Source organism: Sphingomonas sp. (assembly GCF_019242355.1).
GTDB lineage: Bacteria > Pseudomonadota > Alphaproteobacteria > Sphingomonadales > Sphingomonadaceae > Sphingomicrobium.
In genome coordinates this window covers 1-17433 of record NZ_JAFAVR010000274.1, presented here as the reverse complement: position 1 = coordinate 17433, position 17433 = coordinate 1, and the positions used below count along the sequence as shown (strand labels likewise).

17 protein-coding genes and 1 pseudogene are annotated in these 17433 nt (G+C 66.5%); 10 read left to right on the top strand and 8 right to left on the bottom strand.

The annotated features are described in order from the left end of the window. The first annotated feature begins 133 nt into the window (after nt 1-133). From dnaN to JOZ79_RS13245, 3 genes are all read left to right on the top strand, one after another. The gene (gene dnaN / locus JOZ79_RS13255; protein ID WP_294075033.1) at nt 134-1237 is read left to right on the top strand and encodes a DNA polymerase III subunit beta; all 1104 of its coding nucleotides are present in this window, start codon (nt 134-136) and stop codon (nt 1235-1237) included. A 29-nt stretch (nt 1238-1266) separates the two neighbouring features. Continuing rightward, on the top strand, nt 1267-2325 hold the full coding sequence (gene recF, locus JOZ79_RS13250; protein ID WP_294075030.1) for a DNA replication/repair protein RecF: 1059 nt from the start codon (nt 1267-1269) through the stop codon (nt 2323-2325). 247 nt (nt 2326-2572) lie between these two features. Next, nucleotides 2573-4072, top strand: coding sequence for a DEAD/DEAH box helicase (locus JOZ79_RS13245; RefSeq protein WP_294075028.1), 1500 nt, complete (start codon nt 2573-2575; stop codon nt 4070-4072). A 49-nt stretch (nt 4073-4121) separates the two neighbouring features. Here the strand turns inward: JOZ79_RS13245 and JOZ79_RS13240 are convergent, their stop codons facing one another. Beyond that, nucleotides 4122-4724 carry a hypothetical protein gene (locus JOZ79_RS13240; protein ID WP_294075025.1) on the bottom strand — a complete coding sequence of 201 codons (603 nt, stop codon included), beginning with the start codon at nt 4722-4724 and terminating at the stop codon, nt 4122-4124. Nucleotides 4725-5103: 379 nt separating this feature from the next. Between JOZ79_RS13240 and gyrB the strand changes: the two genes are divergently transcribed. Then, the gene (gene gyrB, locus JOZ79_RS13235; RefSeq protein ID WP_294075022.1) at nt 5104-7611 is read left to right on the top strand and encodes a DNA topoisomerase (ATP-hydrolyzing) subunit B; all 2508 of its coding nucleotides are present in this window, start codon (nt 5104-5106) and stop codon (nt 7609-7611) included. A gap of 32 nt (nt 7612-7643) precedes the next feature. Then, on the top strand, nt 7644-8405 hold the full coding sequence (locus JOZ79_RS13230; protein ID WP_366514822.1) for an endonuclease/exonuclease/phosphatase family protein: 762 nt from the start codon (nt 7644-7646) through the stop codon (nt 8403-8405). Here JOZ79_RS13230 and rpoN read toward each other — a convergent pair. From rpoN to JOZ79_RS13205, 5 genes are read right to left on the bottom strand one after another with little or no spacing between them, the layout of a single operon-like run. Continuing rightward, nucleotides 8402-9859 carry an RNA polymerase factor sigma-54 gene (gene rpoN, locus JOZ79_RS13225; protein ID WP_294075020.1) on the bottom strand — a complete coding sequence of 486 codons (1458 nt, stop codon included), beginning with the start codon at nt 9857-9859 and terminating at the stop codon, nt 8402-8404. The genes JOZ79_RS13230 and rpoN overlap by 4 nt on opposite strands. A gap of 12 nt (nt 9860-9871) precedes the next feature. Next, nucleotides 9872-10648, bottom strand: coding sequence for an LPS export ABC transporter ATP-binding protein (lptB, locus tag JOZ79_RS13220; protein WP_294075017.1), 777 nt, complete (start codon nt 10646-10648; stop codon nt 9872-9874). 5 nt (nt 10649-10653) lie between these two features. Further along, nucleotides 10654-11223, bottom strand: coding sequence for an LptA/OstA family protein (locus tag JOZ79_RS13215; protein ID WP_294075015.1), 570 nt, complete (start codon nt 11221-11223; stop codon nt 10654-10656). After that, nucleotides 11220-11855, bottom strand: a complete 636-nt coding sequence (gene lptC, locus JOZ79_RS13210) for an LPS export ABC transporter periplasmic protein LptC (protein ID WP_294075012.1) — start codon at nt 11853-11855, stop codon at nt 11220-11222. The genes JOZ79_RS13215 and lptC overlap by 4 nt, the downstream gene beginning before the upstream one ends. Further along, nucleotides 11848-12471 carry a ribonuclease D gene (locus tag JOZ79_RS13205; RefSeq protein ID WP_294075009.1) on the bottom strand — a complete coding sequence of 208 codons (624 nt, stop codon included), beginning with the start codon at nt 12469-12471 and terminating at the stop codon, nt 11848-11850. Before JOZ79_RS13205 ends, lptC begins: the two co-directional genes overlap by 8 nt. Nucleotides 12472-12680: 209 nt before the next feature. Between JOZ79_RS13205 and JOZ79_RS13200 the strand changes: the two genes are divergently transcribed. Next, entirely contained in the window at nt 12681-13334 is a 654-nt protein-coding gene (locus tag JOZ79_RS13200; RefSeq protein WP_294075006.1) for a cold-shock protein, read from the top strand. A gap of 73 nt (nt 13335-13407) precedes the next feature. Here the strand turns inward: JOZ79_RS13200 and JOZ79_RS13195 are convergent, their stop codons facing one another. After that, entirely contained in the window at nt 13408-15009 is a 1602-nt protein-coding gene (locus tag JOZ79_RS13195) for a cisplatin damage response ATP-dependent DNA ligase (RefSeq protein ID WP_294075004.1), read from the bottom strand. A gap of 161 nt (nt 15010-15170) precedes the next feature. Here JOZ79_RS13195 and rpmG point away from each other — a divergent pair, with 161 nt between their 5' ends. After that, nucleotides 15171-15338, top strand: a complete 168-nt coding sequence (gene rpmG / locus JOZ79_RS13190; RefSeq protein WP_294075001.1) for a 50S ribosomal protein L33 — start codon at nt 15171-15173, stop codon at nt 15336-15338. A 297-nt stretch (nt 15339-15635) separates the two neighbouring features. On the opposite strand, the pseudogene JOZ79_RS13185 reads toward rpmG, so the two are convergent. Further along, nucleotides 15636-15992 (bottom strand): annotated as a pseudogene (locus JOZ79_RS13185) (response regulator); the annotation flags it as partial. A gap of 35 nt (nt 15993-16027) precedes the next feature. Here JOZ79_RS13185 and JOZ79_RS13180 point away from each other — a divergent pair. The 3 genes from JOZ79_RS13180 to JOZ79_RS13170 form a co-directional block, all read left to right on the top strand. Next, nucleotides 16028-16309, top strand: a complete 282-nt coding sequence (locus tag JOZ79_RS13180) for a DUF3572 family protein (protein ID WP_294074999.1) — start codon at nt 16028-16030, stop codon at nt 16307-16309. Beyond that, the gene (locus tag JOZ79_RS13175; protein WP_294074997.1) at nt 16306-17049 is read left to right on the top strand and encodes an SDR family NAD(P)-dependent oxidoreductase; all 744 of its coding nucleotides are present in this window, start codon (nt 16306-16308) and stop codon (nt 17047-17049) included. The genes JOZ79_RS13180 and JOZ79_RS13175 overlap by 4 nt, the downstream gene beginning before the upstream one ends. A gap of 33 nt (nt 17050-17082) precedes the next feature. Further along, the coding region (locus tag JOZ79_RS13170; protein ID WP_294074995.1) for a RidA family protein at nt 17083-17433 on the top strand (351 nt) is incomplete at its 3' end.

Genomic DNA, 17433 nt, shown 5'->3' with positions numbered 1-17433 from the left:
CGAGCTGGCAGAAGATAGCTCTCCTTACTCACTGAAGCTTTACCGAGCAGTTGGTTCAACTGCCCACTTCCGTGCGCGCAACGGCTCGCTATAAACGGGCCTCGACGCGTGCGGATGATGGGGCTTTACGACGATGAAAGCGACGATCGAACGGGCGACACTGCTGAAGAGCCTCGGCCACGTCCAGTCGGTCGTGGAGCGCCGCAACACCATCCCCATCCTGTCCAACGTTCTGCTGGAGGCGCGCGAGGACGGCTCGCTGCGGCTGATGGCCACCGATCTCGACCTCCAGGTTGACGAAAGCGTGCCCGCCAACGTCACGCAGCCGGGGGCGACCACGGTCTCGGCCCACACCCTGTTCGACATCGTCCGCAAGCTGCCCGACGGCAGCCAGGTCGAGCTGACCGCCGCGGAGGGCAAGATGCAGGTCGTGGCCGGCCGCGCCCGCTTCAATCTCTCGACCCTTCCGCGCGACGACTTTCCGGTCATCGCCGAGGGCGAGCTTCCGACCCGCTTCGAGCTTCCCGCCGCGACCCTCCGCCAGGTAATCGAGAAAACCCGCTTCGCGATCTCCAGCGAGGAGACGCGCTATTATCTGATGGGCATCTTCTTTCACGTCGTCGACGACCAGCTGCGCGCTGCGGCCACCGACGGCCACCGGCTCGCGCGGGTGACCGTCGCTCGGCCCGACGGCGCCGAGGGGATGCCGGACGTGATCGTGCCCCGCAAATGCGTCGCGGAGCTCTATCGCCTCCTTGAGGAGGTCGAGGGCACGGTCGAAATCTCGCTGTCGCCGACGAAGGTCCGCTTCGGCCTCGGCACGGCGGTGCTCACCAGCAAGCTGATCGACGGCACCTTCCCCGACTACAATCGCGTGATCCCGACCGCGAACGACAAGCTCCTGAAGCTCGACCCGAAGAGCTTTTCGGCCGGCGTCGACCGCGTATCCACGATCGCCAGCGAGAAGACCCGCGCGGTCAAGATCGCCGTTGATCGGGACAAGGTCACGCTTTCGGTTACCTCGCCCGAAAACGGAGTCGCCACCGAAGAGCTCGCCGCCGACTACGGCTCCGATGGCATCGAAATCGGCTTCAATTCCCGCTATCTCCTGGACATCCTGTCCGAGATCGACGGCGACACGGTCGAGGTCCATCTGGCGGACGCCGCTGCTCCGACGCTGCTGCGCGAGAACGACAAGTCCAACGCGCTCTACGTCCTGATGCCGATGCGGGTGTGAGTCGCCGACCGAAGCGCTAAGCCGGCTGCATGCCCGTCAGCCGACTGACCCTGACCGAGTTCCGCTCCTACTCCGACGTGGCGCTTGCGCCCGGCCCCGGCTTCGTCCTGCTGGCGGGTGAGAACGGGGCGGGAAAGACCAATCTCCTGGAAGCGGTCTCCCTCCTCGCCCCCGGCCGGGGTCTCCGCGGCGCTCCGCTTGGCGACATGGCCCGCCAGGGTGGCGCCGGCGGCTTCGGCGTCGCGGCATCGCTCGACGGGACGGAGATCGGTACCGGAACGCTCGCAACCGCCCCCGAACGCCGCCAGGTGCGGATCAACTCCGCGCCCGCGTCGGTGAACTCCCTCAGTGAGTGGCTGTCCGTGCTCTGGCTCACTCCGGCGATGGACCGGCTGTTCACCGGCACCGCCGGCGACCGCCGTCGCTTCCTCGACCGCCTCGTCCTCGCGCTCGAGCCGACGCACGCTCACCACAGCGCCCGCTACGAGGCCGCCATGCGCGCGCGCAACAAGCTCCTTGCCGACGAAAGCCCCGCCGACCCGAGCTGGCTCGGCGCGCTCGAGGAATCGATGGCCGAGCACGGCACCGCTATCGCCGACGCCCGCGCCCGCACGGTCGCAGCGCTCGACGACCGCCTCGCTCAAGTGCCTGCTGACGCCTTCGCCCGAGCCCAGATCGCGCTCGAAGGCTGGACGCAGGGCGACCTCGCCTTGTCCCTCCGCGCCAACCGCCACCGCGACGCCGCCGCCGGCCGCGCCATCGAAGGTCCGCACCGCCAGGATCTCGCGGTTCAGCACCGCGCCAAGGCCATGCCGGCCGCGCAGTCGTCCACCGGCGAGCAGAAGGCGCTGCTCCTCGGGCTCGTCCTCGCCCATGCCGAGCTCGTGACCGAACGCCGAGGCGCGCCACCGATCCTGCTCCTCGACGAGGTCGCGGCCCACCTTGACCCCGTTCGCCGCGCGGCTCTCTTCAACCGGCTCGAAGGCCGCGGCCAGGTATGGATGACGGCAACCGAACCCGGCCTCTTCGAAGGCATCGGCACAGCGTCCCGCTTCCACGTCGAGCCGGGCCGGGTGCACGCTCCATAGCTCGCGACAATGACGACGAAGGGGAGCGAAACTGGACATTTCCGCCAACCACCCTATATCGCCCCGCAGCACGAGGCGCTTTCCAAGCGGCGTGATCGGTCCGGCCCCGCCATGACGGCGAGCCAAGCGACCGGCCCGCGCCTCGATTTTTGAAGTTCTCCACATCACGCGGGGTTCTTGGGTTTCCCGCTCGCCGGGCGCTCCGAGAAGGACGCCCGCGATGCTTTTTGTGGAAGTTATTCAACCAATGTCATTTCAGTCTCTCGGGCTCTCGAAGCCCCTGCTCGACGCGCTCGCCGCCCGCAATTATTCGGAAGCGACGCCGATCCAGCGCCAGGCGATCCCGACCGTCCTCACCGGCCGCGACCTCCTCGGAATCGCCCAGACCGGCACCGGCAAGACGGCCGCCTTCATGCTGCCGTCGCTCGACCGCCTGGCCGCGAACCGCCAGATCCCGAAGCCGGGCCAGATCCGGATGCTCGTCCTCGCCCCGACCCGCGAGCTCGCCTCGCAGATCGCGGCCAGCGCGGAGGCTTATGGCAAGTTCATGCGCCTCTCCGTCGGCGTGATCTTCGGCGGCGTGCCCAATTCGAAGAGCGTGCGCACGGTCGCGCGCGGTCTCGACGTCCTCGTGGCGACGCCAGGCCGCCTGCTCGACCTCATCGACCAGCGTGCGCTGACCCTGCGTGAACTGGAGATCCTCGTCCTCGATGAGGCCGACCAGATGCTCGACCTCGGCTTCATCCACGCCTTGAAGCGCATCGTCGCGCTGGTTCCGCCGAAGCGGCAGACCCTGTTCTTTTCGGCCACCATGCCGAAGGCGATCAAGGAGCTTGCCGACAAGTATCTGACCAGGCCCGCCGAGGTTTCGGTCACGCCCGCCGCGACCACCGTCCAGCGCATCGACCAGAGCGTCACCTTGGTGAACCAGGCGGAAAAGACGGCGCTCCTCACCATCTTCCTGCAGAGCAATGACGTCGAACGCGCGCTGGTGTTCAGCCGCACCAAGCACGGCGCCGACAAGATCGTCCGCCAGCTCGAAGCGGCCGGCCTCGCCGCCAGCGCCATCCACGGCAACAAGTCGCAGCCGCAGCGCGAGCGCGCCATTGCAGCCTTCAAGTCCGGCGAGATGCCCGTCCTGGTCGCGACCGACATCGCGGCGCGCGGCATCGACATCCCGGGCGTCAGCCACGTCGTCAACTACGACCTGCCCGACGTTCCGGAGCAGTACGTCCACCGCATCGGCCGCACGGCGCGCGCCGGCGCGGACGGAATCGCCATCGCCTTCTGCAGCCCCGAAGAGCGCGGCAACCTCCGCGACATCGAGCGCACCACCCGCCAGAAGATCGCCGTCGCCCCGCTGCCGGAGGGCTTCATGGCGAAGGCGGAGCAGCTGAAGAAGCTGAAGCCGGCGCCGAAGCAGGCAGAGCGCCCGCAGCGCGGCCCCCATCCCGCGACCAAGGCCGACCGCCGAGCTGACGGCCAGCGCCGCCAGGAGCGCACCGACGGCAGCGATCGTCAGGGGCAGGGCCAACGCCGCCCGCGCCGCGCCGAGGGCCACGCCGGCCACCGCTCCGCCGCGCAGGACCGCTCCGGCCAGCGCCGCGACGAGCAGCGCGGTGACGGCGCCCGCTCGTCCTACCGCCCCGAAGCCTATCGCGAAGCCGAAGTCGGCCCGCGTCCGGCCGGCCGTCCCAACCGCCGATCCCGCGGCCGCCGCGGTCGAAGCGGCACCCGCGCGGCTTAACCCAATCGTCATCCCGGCCTCGCGCCGGGATCCGTCCAATCTGTCTCCGCTATGACGGATCGGCGACCGTGTGCTCATAGACTCGTGAAGACACTTCTCCATCACGCTCCCGATTGTTCGGGAGCAGTAGAAGTGCCGCGATGGGTATGGGCATTCCGTAAATCAAAACCGGAGGAACGGTGTCGGTTAGAAGCGCGAGCAGTGACTCTGGCGACATTAGCGAGCCCAAAAGCAAGAGTACGATCCAGCCGGCAATTGCCCGCAGACCGATACTGGACCAGGTCAGACGGCGATTTCGGATCAGGCGTGTGGTCAAGGGAATTACGATCAGGCAGATGGCGGGCAATACGAAGACGAGCTCGACGACGGCTTGTCCGACCACCCTTCCGGGAAGATAAACCGGTCGCTCAGCCTCGGTGTAATATCCCAGCGAAACCAATGACGTGAAGTCCGCGTAGCAATAGACGTAGGTGAGGAGCGCCAAGCCCATCATCGAAACGACAAATCCGGCGATAAGAGGCAAGAACAGGCTCGCGATTCCGATTTCGCGTGTGGGTTCGATCTTCGCTAGGCCGAACCAGCGCCATACCGCCACGAGCAAGCATCCTAGTGCGACGGGATAAATCAGAACAAAGACGATCTCGGTCCCCATACTTGCTCCATGCAAACAGCTCGCTTGATTTAGACCAAGACCGGACCTGGTCTACGCTCAAGTTCCGCGAATTGTCGGCGCATTCTAACTCCTGCATTTGTTATAGGCGACAGGAAGCGCTGTCCTACACCGACGCTTCTGTGCGACGCCGTCGGCCATGCAGAAATTCGAACATCCGTCGAGGCGCTCGCCGCATTCGCAAGTTCGTGCCTTGCCCTCGCTACACGCGCGCGTTGTGGAGCCAACTTCGCCAACTTCGGCCGCCCCTCCCGTGCGCACGCGTAGGACCGTGAACATTGTGAACTTTCGCCTCCGACTCGCGCGTGCGCGCACACGCGTGCGCGCGTGACTTCGGCTCAGGAATCCCTATATCTGGACTATGGCAACCGACCCCAATCAGAATGAATATGGCGCCGAGAGCATCAAGGTCCTCAAGGGCCTCGACGCCGTCCGCAAGCGCCCCGGCATGTACATCGGCGACACCGATGACGGCTCCGGCCTCCACCACATGGTGTTCGAGGTTTCGGACAATGCCATCGACGAGGCGCTCGCCGGCCACTGCGACCGCATCCTCATTCAGTTGAACCCCGACGGTTCCGTCACCGTCGAGGACAATGGCCGCGGCATCCCGACCGGAATCCACCCGGAGGAAGGCGTCTCGGCGGCCGAGGTCATCATGACCCAGCTCCACGCCGGCGGAAAGTTCGAGAATACATCCGACGACAATGCCTACAAGGTATCGGGCGGCCTCCACGGCGTCGGCGTTTCCGTCGTCAACGCGCTCTCCGAATGGCTCGACCTCACCATCTGGCGGGACGGCGAGGAGCACACCATGCGCTTCGCCCACGGCGAGGCGGTCGCTCCGCTTCGGGTCGTCGGCCCGGCGCCGGAGGGCAAGAAGGGCACGCAGGTCACCTTCCTGCCGAGCCCCGAGACCTTCAAGATCACCGAGTTCGACTTCGAGAAGCTCGAGCACCGCTACCGTGAGCTCGCCTTCCTCAACTCCGGAGTCCGCCTGATCCTCGCCGACGCCCGGCACGAGGAAAGGGTCGAGCACGAGCTCTATTACGAGGGCGGAATCGCGGCCTTCGTCAAATATCTCGACCGCGCCAAGACGGCGCTGTTCCCCGATCCGATCGCTATCTCGGCGGTCCGCGACGGCATCGGCATCGACGTCGCGCTGGAGTGGAACGACTCTTATTACGAGAACGTCCTGCCCTTCACGAACAACATCCCGCAACGCGACGGCGGCACGCACATGGCCGCCTTCCGCGCCGCCCTTACCCGCACCATCAACGGCTATGCCGAAAAGTCCGGCATGCTGAAGAAGGAAAAGGTGACGCTCACCGGCGACGACATGCGCGAGGGCCTGACGGCAATCGTCTCGGTCAAGCTGCCCGACCCCAAGTTCAGCTCGCAGACCAAGGACAAGCTGGTCAGCTCCGAGGTCCGCCAGCCGCTCGAAAGCCTGATGAGCGACAAGATGACGGAGTGGCTGGAGGAGCATCCCGCCGACGCCCGCGCGATCATCCAGAAGGTGATCGACGCCGCCGCGGCCCGCGAAGCCGCGAAGAAGGCGCGCGAGCTGACCCGGCGCAAGGGCGTGATGGACATCGCGTCGCTGCCCGGAAAGCTCGCCGATTGCCAGGAACGCGACCCGTCATTGAGCGAGCTGTTCCTGGTCGAGGGTGACTCGGCCGGCGGCTCCGCCAAGCAGGGCCGCAACCGCCACAACCAGGCGATCCTGCCCCTGCGCGGCAAGCTGCTCAACGTCGAGCGCGCGCGCTTCGACCGGATGCTGTCGAGCCGTGAGATCGGGACGATGATCCAGGCGCTCGGCACGGGCATCGGCCGCGAAGAGTTCAACATCGAGAAGCTGCGCTATCACAAGATCGTCATCATGACGGACGCCGACGTCGACGGCGCCCACATCCGCACGCTGCTTCTGACCTTCTTCTACCGGCAGATGCCGGAGCTGATCGCCAACGGCCACCTCTTCATCGCCCAACCGCCGCTCTACAAGGTCGCGCGCGGCCGGTCGGAGGTCTATCTCAAGGACGACGCGGCGCTCGACGATTATCTCGAGGAAGCCGGGCTTGAGGGCCTGATCCTCGACACCCCCGACGGCCAGCGTTCGGGCCACGACCTCAAGACGCTCGTCGATCACGCCCGCCGGATGCGCACCCTGATGCGCTATGCTCCGCGCAAGTACGACCCGGCGCTGGTCGAGGCTCTCGCCATCAATGGCGCGCTTGCTCCTGACTTGAGCGCGAGCCGCCGCGTCGAAGCCGTCGCCAAGGTTGCGCAGTGGCTCGGCGCTGGCGACCTGGAAGCCACCTGGTCCGGCGAAGTCGCGGCCGAGGGCGGCTACCTCCTCCGCCGCCTGTGGCGCGGAGTGACGGACGTCGCCATCATCGAGCCGAGCTTCCTCGTCTCCGCGGAAGCGCGAAAGCTCGACATGCTCGCCAGGGAACAGGCCGCTGCCTACGCCGCGCCCTCGACGCTGCGCACGCTCAGGAAGGGCGCCGCTGCCGAACAGGAAGCGACCGTCGGCGAAGGTGAGGGCGAGGACGCGGCCCAGGAAGCTTCGGCCGACACCAAGGGCAAGCCAGTCCCGGTCACTCGTCCGTCCGAGCTGCTCGACGCCGTCCTCGCCGCCGGCCGCAAGGGTCTCAGCATTCAGCGCTACAAGGGCCTCGGCGAAATGAACGCCGAGCAATTGTGGGAAACGACGCTCGACCCCGCCAACCGCTCGCTCCTCCGCGTCGAGATCGCCCAGGCGGACGTCGCCGACGAGATCTTCACGCGCCTCATGGGCGACGTCGTCGAACCCCGCCGCGAATTCATCCAGGACAACGCCCTCAGCGTCGCCAACCTGGACGTATAGGAACTTCGGCTCATGGACGATGTTGGCGCAGGGTGAGTCGTCCCTCCGTTACCCTCGCGTCCTACAACATGCGCAAGGCGGTCGGGCTCGACCGGCGGCGCGACCCGAAGCGCGTGCTCGACGTGCTCCGCGAGATCGACGCCGACATCGTCGCGCTTCAGGAAGCCGACAAACGCGTCGGCGGGCGCGGGTCGGCGGTGCCGCACGAACTGATCGACAGCCACGGCCTCTACAAGCCGGTTCATCTCGGCGTGCGGCACAAGCGCATGTTCGACAAGGCCCGTCGGCACACCGACCGGCTGCTCAACGTCAACACGCGGAACATCGGCTGGCACGGCAATGCCATCCTGGTGAAGCGGCATATCGGAGTCCTCGACTCGGCTGCCCTCGAGCTGCCGACGCTGGAGCCGCGTGGTGCGGTCATCGCCGAGCTTCTGATCGACGAGAAGCCGTTGCGCATTGTCGGAATGCACCTCGATCTTTCCGGCCTGTGGCGGAAGCGGCAGATGCGGGCGATCCTCGACGCGATCGATCGCCGGCCGCAGAAAATGCCGACCGTCCTGATGGGCGACACCAATGAATGGCGGACCGAAGCCGGTTGCCTGCGCGAGATCGAGCCCGAGTTTCACCTCGCGCCGACCGGTCCCAGCTTCCACGCCCGCCACCCGGTCGCGCAGCTCGATCGGATCATCGTTCACAAGGACCTCAACATTGAGGCCGCCGGCGTGCACATGAGCCCAAGCGCGCGGCGGGCGTCGGATCACCTCCCGATCTGGGCGCGGGTGAGCGCCTAGCCCCCAATCTTGCGCATTCTTCGCCGCTGAATCGACGACCCGATGCCCATCGCCTCGCGATATTTCACCACCGTCCGCCGCGCGCACTCGAAGCCCTTTTGCTTGAGCAGCCCGGCGATTGCGTCGTCGCTCAGCACCTCGTCCTCGGCGTCGATCAGCGTTTTGATCGCGGACTTCACCGCTTCCGCCGCAGCACCATCGCCATCGCCCGAGGCGACGCCCGAGCCGAAGAAATACTTCAGCTCGTAGAGCCCGCGGTCGCACAGCAGATATTTGTTCGATGTGACCCGGCTGACGGTCGATTCATGCATCTCGATCGCCTCCGCGACCTCGCGGAGGGTCAGCGGCTTCATCGCCGTCACGCCGCGATCGAAGAAGCCCTGCTGGCGCTTCACGATCTCCGATACGACCTTGACGATCGTCCGCGCCCGCTGGTCGAGGGCCTTCACCAGCCAGTTGGCGGTGACCAGGCACTCGCTGAGCCACGCCTTCGAGGCTTTGTCCTGAGGGCCCGACTTGAGCTCCTGGTAATAGCGCCGATTGACGAGCAGCCGCGGCAGAGTCGCCTGATTGAGTTCGACCGAATGCCCGGCCCTAGTCCGGCGCACGAAAACGTCGGGCGTGACCTCTTCCGCCGCGGAGCGCGAGAAGCGGCAGCCCGGCTTGGGATCATAGGCCCGAAGCTCGCGGATCATGTCGGCAAGATCCTCGTCGTCGACGCTGCAAATGCGCTTGAGGTCGGTGGTGCGGCCCTTGGACAGCAGGTCGAGGTTGTCGATCAGCCGCGCCATCGCCGGGTCGTAGCGGTCCACCGCCTTCGCCTGCAGCGCCAAGCATTCGGCGAGGCTGCGCGCACCGATCCCCGGCGGGTCGAGGTCCTGAACGATCGCCAGCGCCTTCTCCACCGTTGCGAGTGGCGCGCCGGTCAGACCGGCGATGTCGGCCAGGGGCACGTTCAGATAGCCCGTCTCATCGAGGGTCTCGGCGATCAGCCGCGCAAGCTCGCCTTCCGCCCCCGATACCCCGTGCAGCTGGTCGAGCAGATGCTCGGCGAGCGATGCCGCCTCATATTCCAGGCGGTCGAAGTCGAATGCCTCATCTCCGCCGCCGGACGTCACGACATCGGCGAAGCTGTCCGTCTCGAGCGCATCCGCGTCCCAGTCGTGGTCGAGCGGACGATCGTCCTCCGCTCGCGCCGAAATCAGATCGTCGGCTCCCGGATCGTCCGGTGCCTCGTCGCCGGCGATGTCCTCGCTGCCGCTGAACTCCGCAGCCGGAGCGTCGGCGTCGTCCTCCTGCCGAGCTTCCAGCAGCGGGTTCTTCGACATTTCCTCGGCGATGTAGGCTTCGAGCTCGAGGTTGCTGAGCTGCAGGAGCTTGATCGCCTGCGTTAGCTGGGGCGTGAGGACCAGCGACTGGCTTTGGCGAATGCTTAAGGACGGGCCCAGGCCCATGCTGCTTGCCCGCTACAGCGCGAAGCTCTCGCCGAGGTAGAGGCGGCGAACCTCCGCATCAGCGACCAGGGCTTCGGGCGTTCCCTGGAACAGCACCTGCCCTCCGTAGATAATGCAGGCGCGATCGACGATGTCGAGCGTCTCGCGGACATTGTGGTCGGTGATGAGGACGCCGATGTCGCGCTTCTTCAATTCGCGAACCAGCTCGCGGATGTCGGAGATCGAGATTGGGTCGATCCCGGCGAACGGCTCGTCGAGCAGCATGATCGTCGGATCGGCGGCAAGTGCCCGGGCAATCTCGCAGCGCCGGCGCTCACCGCCCGACAGGGCCATCGCCGGAGACTCGCGCAGCCTCGTCAGCCCGAACTCGCCGAGCAGCTGCTCGAGCCGGTCGCGCCGCGTCTGCCGGTCGGCGACCGAAACCTCGAGAACAGCCTTGATGTTTGCCTCGACCGAAAGACCGCGGAAGATCGAGGTCTCCTGCGGCAGATAGCCAAGCCCCAGCACCGCGCGCCGATACATCGGCAGTTCGGTGATGTCCTGCCCGTCCAGGAAGATCCGCCCGCTGTCCGGCTTCACCAGGCCCATGACGGAATAGAAGCAGGTCGTCTTGCCGGCGCCGTTGGGACCGAGCAGGCCGACGACCTCGCCGCGGTGGACGTCAAGCGACACGTCGTGGAGCACCTGGCGGCGGTCGTAGGCCTTGGCGATCGACCGAACCTGGAGGCCGCCCGTCACGCTTTGCTCCTGCTCCTCGGCAGGGCGGACGATCGTTGCGGCCTCGTTCATTGCGGTCAGTGCTGCTGCGACTGGCGCTGAGGGACCGTGAAATGACCGGTCACGCGGCCGCCGCTGGAGTTCACGCCCAGCGGCCCGCCGTCGACCACTGCCCGGCCCGAATCGAGATCGATGACCAGCCGGGAGCCGTTGATCTGGTTCGCGCCCTGATTGAGCTGGACGTTGCCGAGCACCGTAATGAGCTTGCGGTCGAGATCGTAGATGCCGAAGTCGCCCTTGGCGGTCTCCGACGGGCTGTGGACGACCACGCCGCCGGCGGCGTCGAGCCGGTTGATCTGAACCCCGCTGCCGCTGGCCTGGCTCGATTGCTTCGTCGAATAAGCAACCGTCAGCCGCTCGGTATCCATGGTCAGGTCGCCCTGCACGGCATGGACGGCGCCGACGAAGACGGCGCGATCGGCGCGGTCCTGGACCTCGATCCGCTGCGAGGAGACGTCGACCGGCGCGTTGCGATCATGCCCCTTGAGCGCCGAGACCGGGCCCTGCTGTTGAGTCTGCGCCACCGCTGCCGACGCGGTGAGGCCGAGGAGTGCAAGGATCGTGCCGCGCTTGGCCATCGCCCTCATCTGACGGCCCCCTGCACGATTTTCAAGCGAGCGCCGCCGTCGAGCACGACAGTCCGGCTTGCAAGGTCGGCGTGGAGATGCCCGGCCTGGAACCGGCCGAGCCGCATTTCGCCGGCCACCGGGCCGGTGCTCGTCAGCTGACGCTGCTTCATGTCGACGTTCACGGCCTGGGTGCCGAGCCGGTAGCCGTCCGGTCCCGTGACCTTGACCTGGCCCGGGATCGCGACCTTCTGCCGGTCAAGATCATATTGGCCGGAATTGGCGGCAATGGTCACCGGCCCGTTCTGCAGCGCCAGCTTCGCGGATACGCCCTCGATGTCGACCAGAGGCACGTTGGCGCTTCGCTGAAGCGCGCGATTCGCGGTGATCAGGAAGTTCTGCCCCTTGTCGTCCGTGCCGACATAATGGGCCGACTCGAGGCGCATGTGCTCCTGCGCGCTGTCGACCTTCTTCTTGTCGAGGATGAAGCTGACCTCCCCGTGCTTGTCGAGTGGGGCGAGCGCCAGGATCGCGACAAGCACGCCGACCGCGGCCGGAAGCGCCACCTTCGACCAGCGCACGATCCGGTCGTGGCCGCTGCCGGGAAGGGCCCAGCGCTGCTTCTCTGTTACGCGGGGCGAACCGTCAGCCATCGTGTGCGAAGATGTCCTGCTCGGGCCAGCCGGCAAGGTCGAGCAAGGCGCGCGTCGGCAGGAAGTCGAAGCAGGCGCGGGCAAGCTCCGTCCGGCCTTCGCGTTCGAGCCGCTCGTCGAGCCGTTCCTTCAGCGCGTGCAGGTAGCGGACGTCGCTTGCCGCATATTCGCGTTGCGCGTCGTTGAGCTCGGCCGCTCCCCAGTCGCTGGTCTGCTGCTGCTTCGATATCTCTTGGCCGAGCAATTCCTTGACCAGGTCCTTGAGGCCGTGACGGTCGGTATAGGTGCGGACCAGCCGCGACGCGGTGCGCGTGCAGTAAAGCGGCGCCGCCATGATGCCGAGATAGGCCTGCATGATGCCGATGTCGAAACGGGCGAAATGATAGAGCTTCAGTCGGTCGGGGTCGGCAAGCAGCGCCTTCAGATTGGGCGCGTCGTAATTGCTGCCGCGGCGGAATCGGACGAGATGCTCGTCGCCGCCGCCGTCGGAAAGCTGCACCACGCACAGCCGGTCGCGGCCCCAGATGAGGCCCATGGCCTCCGTGTCGACGGCGATCGGGCCGTCGCGGAACGAAACGTCCGCGGGCAGGTCTTCTTCGTGGAAATGGACCGCCATTGTTGCTCCTGCGCGATGCTTTGCGACCGCTTTAGTCCGCGTGTCCCCTACCTTGCCAGCCCCCGACCGGATTCAATCTAGGCCCTGTAATGAATTTCGGCTAAGGGACGGGCGGTGCGTGACTCGAACACGTGCTTTGACCAGGTGCGCTTAAGGCCCCAGCGCTTTGGTTTTTCATGGGTTGTGGGCGCACGGAAGTTTGGACGGGCATGGGTTTCGATAAAGGGCGCAAGGGGGATCGCGGCAGCCGCGGCCGTGATAAGCGCGACAGTTTCGGCGACAACAGCAGCGACTTCGGCGGCGGTTTCCAGGAGCGCGGCGGCTACGGCGGCGGTGGCGGAATGCCGCCCCAGGTCGTCGGCGAGGGCAAAGGTGTCGTCAAGTTTTTCAACCCGCAGAAGGGCTTCGGCTTCATCGTCCGTGATGACGGCGGCGAGGACGTGTTCGTGCACATCTCGGCGGTCGAGCAGGCTGGTCTTACCGACCTGGCCGACAACCAGCCGCTCGAGTTCACGCTCGTCGATCGCGGCGGCCGCATTTCGGCGACCAACCTTCGCATCGAAGGCGAGCCGATGCCGGTCGAGCGCAGCGGCGGCGGTGATCGTGCCGGCGCCGGCGGCGCTGGCGGGCCGCAGCGGCAGCTGACTGGCGAGAAGGCCAGCGGTACGGTGAAGTTCTTCAACGCGATGAAAGGCTTCGGCTTCATTCAGCGCGACGACGGACAGCCGGACGCCTTCGTCCACATCTCGGCCGTCGAGCGGGCGGGCATGCCCACTCTGAACGAGGGCGACCGCGTGTCGTTCGAGATTGAGGTCGACCGCCGCGGCAAATATGCCGCCGTGAACCTCCAGCCGGCGAGCTAAGCCTCTCCCTCGATAGGGGGCAGGAAACGCCCGTCCGGCCACGCGCCGGGCGGGCGTTTCTCTTGGACGTCGTTCAAGTTGCCATCGCGATCAGCGTTGCCACCCGGTCCGCTTCCGCGGCCGGCTTGTCCGTGCGGATTCGGCTGATCCTTGGGAAGCGCATCGCGAGGCCCGACTTGTGGCGCGTGCTGGCATGGATCGAATCGAACGCGACCTCGAGCACCAGGTCCTTCTCGACTTCGCGCACCGGCCCGAACCGCTGCACCGTGTGGCCGCGGACCCAGCGGTCGAGCCATTTCAATTCCTCGTCGGTGAAGCCGAAATAGGCCTTGCCGACCGGCAGCAAATCACCGTCGTCGCTCCAACAGCCGAACGTGAAGTCGGAGTAGAAGCTCGATCGCTTCCCCGACCCGCGCTGCGCATACATCAGCACGCAATCGGCGGTCAGGGGGTCGCGCTTCCACTTATACCAGAGGCCCGCCCGGCGCCCGCCGACATAAGGACTGTCGCGGCGCTTGAGCATGATGCCCTCGATGGCGGCGTCGCGAGCGTTGGCGCGCAGATCCTCGAGCTGCTCGAAGCTGTCGGCGGCGATCAGCTGCGACACATCGAACCGCTCGGGATCGAGCGGCGCCGCAAACGCTTCGAGCCTCTGGCGCCGCTCGTGCCAGGGCCGCTCGCGCAAGTCCTCGTCGCCGTCGAACAATATGTCATAGAGCCGAACGAAGGCGGGGTAGGCGGAGAGCATCTTGCCGCTGACCGCCTTGCGGCCCAGCCTTTGCTGCAGCGCATTGAAGCTCGCCGCGGCGCCGCCATGGAGGTCAACGTCGCCCTGGGCGTTTCCCCTGACCAGCAACTCGCCGTCGAGCACGCCCGGCAACCCGAATGCGTCCGCGACGTCCGGGAAGCTGCCGCTGATGTCATCGCCGGTGCGGCTGTACAGCCGAGTCTTGCCGCCCGAATGGACGAGCTGGGTCCGGATGCCGTCCCATTTCCATTCTGCGACATAATCGTCCAGCGAAACGCGGCCGTCCTCAAGCGCGTGAGCAAGCATGAAGGGGCGAAACACCGGGACGTCGCGAACTGCGGGCTGGCCGGCCCGGCCCTCTGCCCAGTCGAACAATTCGGCGAACGGCGGCCGCAGCCCGTGCCAGACCTCCTCGACAGCCTCGACGTCCAGCCCGAACGCCTGGGCGAGCGCCTGCTTGGCGAGCCGGGCGTTGATCCCGACTCGAAGCTCGCCGAGCGCCAGCTTCAACAGCGCGAATCGCCCGGACGCGTCGAGATGGTCGAGCATGGCGGCGAGCACCCGCGGCGCATCCAGCTTCGACGCCAGGCGCAGCCGATCGATCGCGTCGCTGATCCTGAGAGTCGCGTCGTCCAGCTCCGGCGGCTCGCCGGTCCGCTTCGGCCACAGCAGGGAGACCGTCTCAGCCGTGTCGCCGACATAATCGCGGCTCATCGCGAACAGCACCGGGTCGATCCGCTCGGACACGAGCGACCGCACCGCCGCCGGCTTGATGTGCGGGATGTCGAGCGTCCCCGTCAGCGCCGCCAGGCCATAGCCTCGGTCGGGATCGGATGTTTCCCTCAGGTAATCTCCGATGAGCTTCAGCTTGGTGTTGCGTGATCGCGTGTAGACGAGGTCGTCGAGCAGTTGCGAAAAGGCGCGCATCGCGGTTCAAATGCGCGAGGGGCCGAACCGGTGCCGGAACAGTCGCCCGCGACCTCTCGGCCTGTTTCGGTTGACAGAATCGGTCCGGTTCGTCAGGAGGGCGACGATTGTAAGCGGCGCGACGCGTGCCGCTTTCTTTTTTTGAAATCGGGATCGATCCAATGGCAAAGCCGGCAACGGTCAAGATCAAGCTCGTCAGCAGCGCCGACACGGGCTTCTTCTATGTGACGAAGAAGAACCCGCGCACGCAGACCGAGAAGCTGAGCTTCAAGAAGTACGACCCGGTCGCGCGCAAGCACGTCGACTTCAAGGAAGCCAAGATCAAGTAAGGCCCAGCCGCCGAGCGCAGGGAGAGATTTGCAAAGCAAATCTCGAGCAGCGCGAAGAGACGGCGCAGGCCCGGCCGACGGCCCGCGGAGCGGAGCCGATCGACGTCACGGATTTACTCCGTGACGGCTCCGAAGCCCACCAAACACCGCATAAGTGCACGAAAAAGCCGCCCGACCGCGTGACTTTAGTGACCTTAAGGGCGCCTAAGCCGGCTCGCCGTCGTCCGGCACCGCGGGCCCGTCGTCCCGTGCATCGATCACGTGCGGCTCCGTCTCCGACGCGGCGCGGGGCTTTCTGAGCAACTCCTCGACGGTATCCGCAAACCGAACCACCGAAATCGGCTTGGCGACATAGGCCTGGGCCCCCGCCGCCCGGATTCGCTCCTCATCGCCGGTCGCCGAATAGGCGGTTACGGCCATGATCGGCACCTCGTGCAGCTGCTCGTCCGCGCGGATCATGCGGATGAGGTCGAGGCCCGTTACATGCGGCAGCTGGATGTCGGTGATCACCAGGTCCGGCCCCAGGTCGTGCGCGGCGTCGAGCGCCTGCCGGCTGTCGGTCACCGCCTCCGGCTGATGGCCGTGCGCGGAGAGCAGGTCGCAGAACAATTTGATGTTGAGGGCATTGTCCTCGACGATCAGGATCTTCGCCACCCCACTCCCCTCAACGCAGCGGACTCTCCTAGGCTATGCCGGACAAGACGCCAAACGACCCGCATGTCATCGCTCTCTCGGCCCTCGCGGCCGCTTTGTCGGACGAACGCCGCGCCCGGCGGTTCCTCGACCTGACCGGAATCGGGACGGACGAACTGCGGGCCCGGGCCGGCGACCGCAGCCTCCTCTCCGCCCTGATCGGCTTCCTCGAATCTCACGAGCCGGACCTGCTGGCGGTATCCGAGCAGATTGGCGTAGAGCCTGCAGCCATCGTCGCAGCTCGCCGAGCGCTAGACGGGCATGAGGAGACAGCATGAAAACGATCCTGATCACCGGCGCCACGGCCGGCATTGGGGATGCGGCGGCGCGCCGGTTTGCGAGCGGCGGCTGGCGGGTCGTCGGCACTGGCCGTCGCGGCGACCGCCTCCGCGCGCTGGCGGAGGAGCTCGGCGAAGCTTTCCTGCCGCTTGTGGTCGACATGCGTGACGTCGCCGCAGTCGAGGGCCTCGCCAGGTTGAACGGTCCGTGGGGCGATATCGACCTGCTGCTCAACAATGCCGGGCTTGCACCGCCGACCGACCCTCTGCCGACCACCGATTGGCAGCGGCTCGAGGATGTGATCGAGACCAACGTGACGGGCCTCGTCGCGCTGACCCGAGCGCTCCTGCCGACGCTCACCGAACGACGGGGCGCGATCATCAACCTGTCGTCCGTAGCCGCTACTTACCCCTACAAGGGGGGCGCGGTGTACGGCGGCACCAAGGCCTTCGTCCGCCAGTTCTCGCTCGACCTGCGCTCCGACCTCCACGGGACTGGAGTCCGCGTCACCTCGATCGAGCCTGGCATGGCCGAGACCGAGTTCACGATCGTCCGCACCGGCGGCGATGAGGAAGCCTCCCGAAAACTTTATGCCGGCATGGCGCCGATGACGGCCGAGGACATCGCCGAGACGATCTGGTGGGTCGCGACCCTTCCGCCGCACCTCAACATCAACGCGCTGGAAATCATGCCGACCAGCCAGAGCTTCGCCGGCTTCCAGGTCCATCGCGAGGCTTGATTCGTGGCCGTCGCAGTGCTTGGGGCTGGCCCCATGAGCATCGACCAGCGTCTCTCCGAACTCGGAATCACCCTCCCGCAGCCAGCCGCGCCAGTGGCCTCCTACGTTCCCGCGGTGGAACGGGACGGACTGCTGCACATCTCCGGCCAGATCAGCTTCGCCGAAGACGGTAGTCTCATCAAGGGACGGCTGGGCGAGGACATGGACCTCGACGCGGGAATGGTTGCGGCCCGCCGCTGCGGCATCATGCTGCTGGCCCAGGTCAAGGCGGCGCTGGGCTCGCTCGACCGGGTCGAGCGGGTCGTGAAGCTCGGCGTCTTCGTCAACAGCGCCCCCGGCTTCACCGACCAACCCAAGGTCGCCAACGGTGCCTCTGACCTGATG

Bases quoted from the DNA above. Each gene is read 5' to 3' on its own strand.
- JOZ79_RS13200 (WP_294075006.1), top strand. From the start codon at position 12,681: ATGGGTTTCGATAAAGGGCGCAAGGGGGATCGCGGCAGCCGCGGCCGT.
- JOZ79_RS13205 (WP_294075009.1), bottom strand. From the start codon at position 12,471: ATGGCGGTCCATTTCCACGAAGAAGACCTGCCCGCGGACGTTTCGTTC.
- lptC (WP_294075012.1), bottom strand. From the start codon at position 11,855: ATGGCTGACGGTTCGCCCCGCGTAACAGAGAAGCAGCGCTGGGCCCTT.
- recF (WP_294075030.1), top strand. From the start codon at position 1,267: ATGCCCGTCAGCCGACTGACCCTGACCGAGTTCCGCTCCTACTCCGAC.
- rpmG (WP_294075001.1), top strand. From the start codon at position 15,171: ATGGCAAAGCCGGCAACGGTCAAGATCAAGCTCGTCAGCAGCGCCGAC.
- JOZ79_RS13240 (WP_294075025.1), bottom strand. From the start codon at position 4,724: ATGGGGACCGAGATCGTCTTTGTTCTGATTTATCCCGTCGCACTAGGA.
- gyrB (WP_294075022.1), top strand. From the start codon at position 5,104: ATGGCAACCGACCCCAATCAGAATGAATATGGCGCCGAGAGCATCAAG.
- JOZ79_RS13195 (WP_294075004.1), bottom strand. From the start codon at position 15,009: ATGCGCGCCTTTTCGCAACTGCTCGACGACCTCGTCTACACGCGATCA.
- dnaN (WP_294075033.1), top strand. From the start codon at position 134: ATGAAAGCGACGATCGAACGGGCGACACTGCTGAAGAGCCTCGGCCAC.
- lptB (WP_294075017.1), bottom strand. From the start codon at position 10,648: ATGAACGAGGCCGCAACGATCGTCCGCCCTGCCGAGGAGCAGGAGCAA.
- JOZ79_RS13245 (WP_294075028.1), top strand. From the start codon at position 2,573: ATGTCATTTCAGTCTCTCGGGCTCTCGAAGCCCCTGCTCGACGCGCTC.
- rpoN (WP_294075020.1), bottom strand. From the start codon at position 9,859: ATGGGCCTGGGCCCGTCCTTAAGCATTCGCCAAAGCCAGTCGCTGGTC.
- JOZ79_RS13180 (WP_294074999.1), top strand. From the start codon at position 16,028: ATGCCGGACAAGACGCCAAACGACCCGCATGTCATCGCTCTCTCGGCC.
- JOZ79_RS13215 (WP_294075015.1), bottom strand. From the start codon at position 11,223: ATGAGGGCGATGGCCAAGCGCGGCACGATCCTTGCACTCCTCGGCCTC.
- JOZ79_RS13175 (WP_294074997.1), top strand. From the start codon at position 16,306: ATGAAAACGATCCTGATCACCGGCGCCACGGCCGGCATTGGGGATGCG.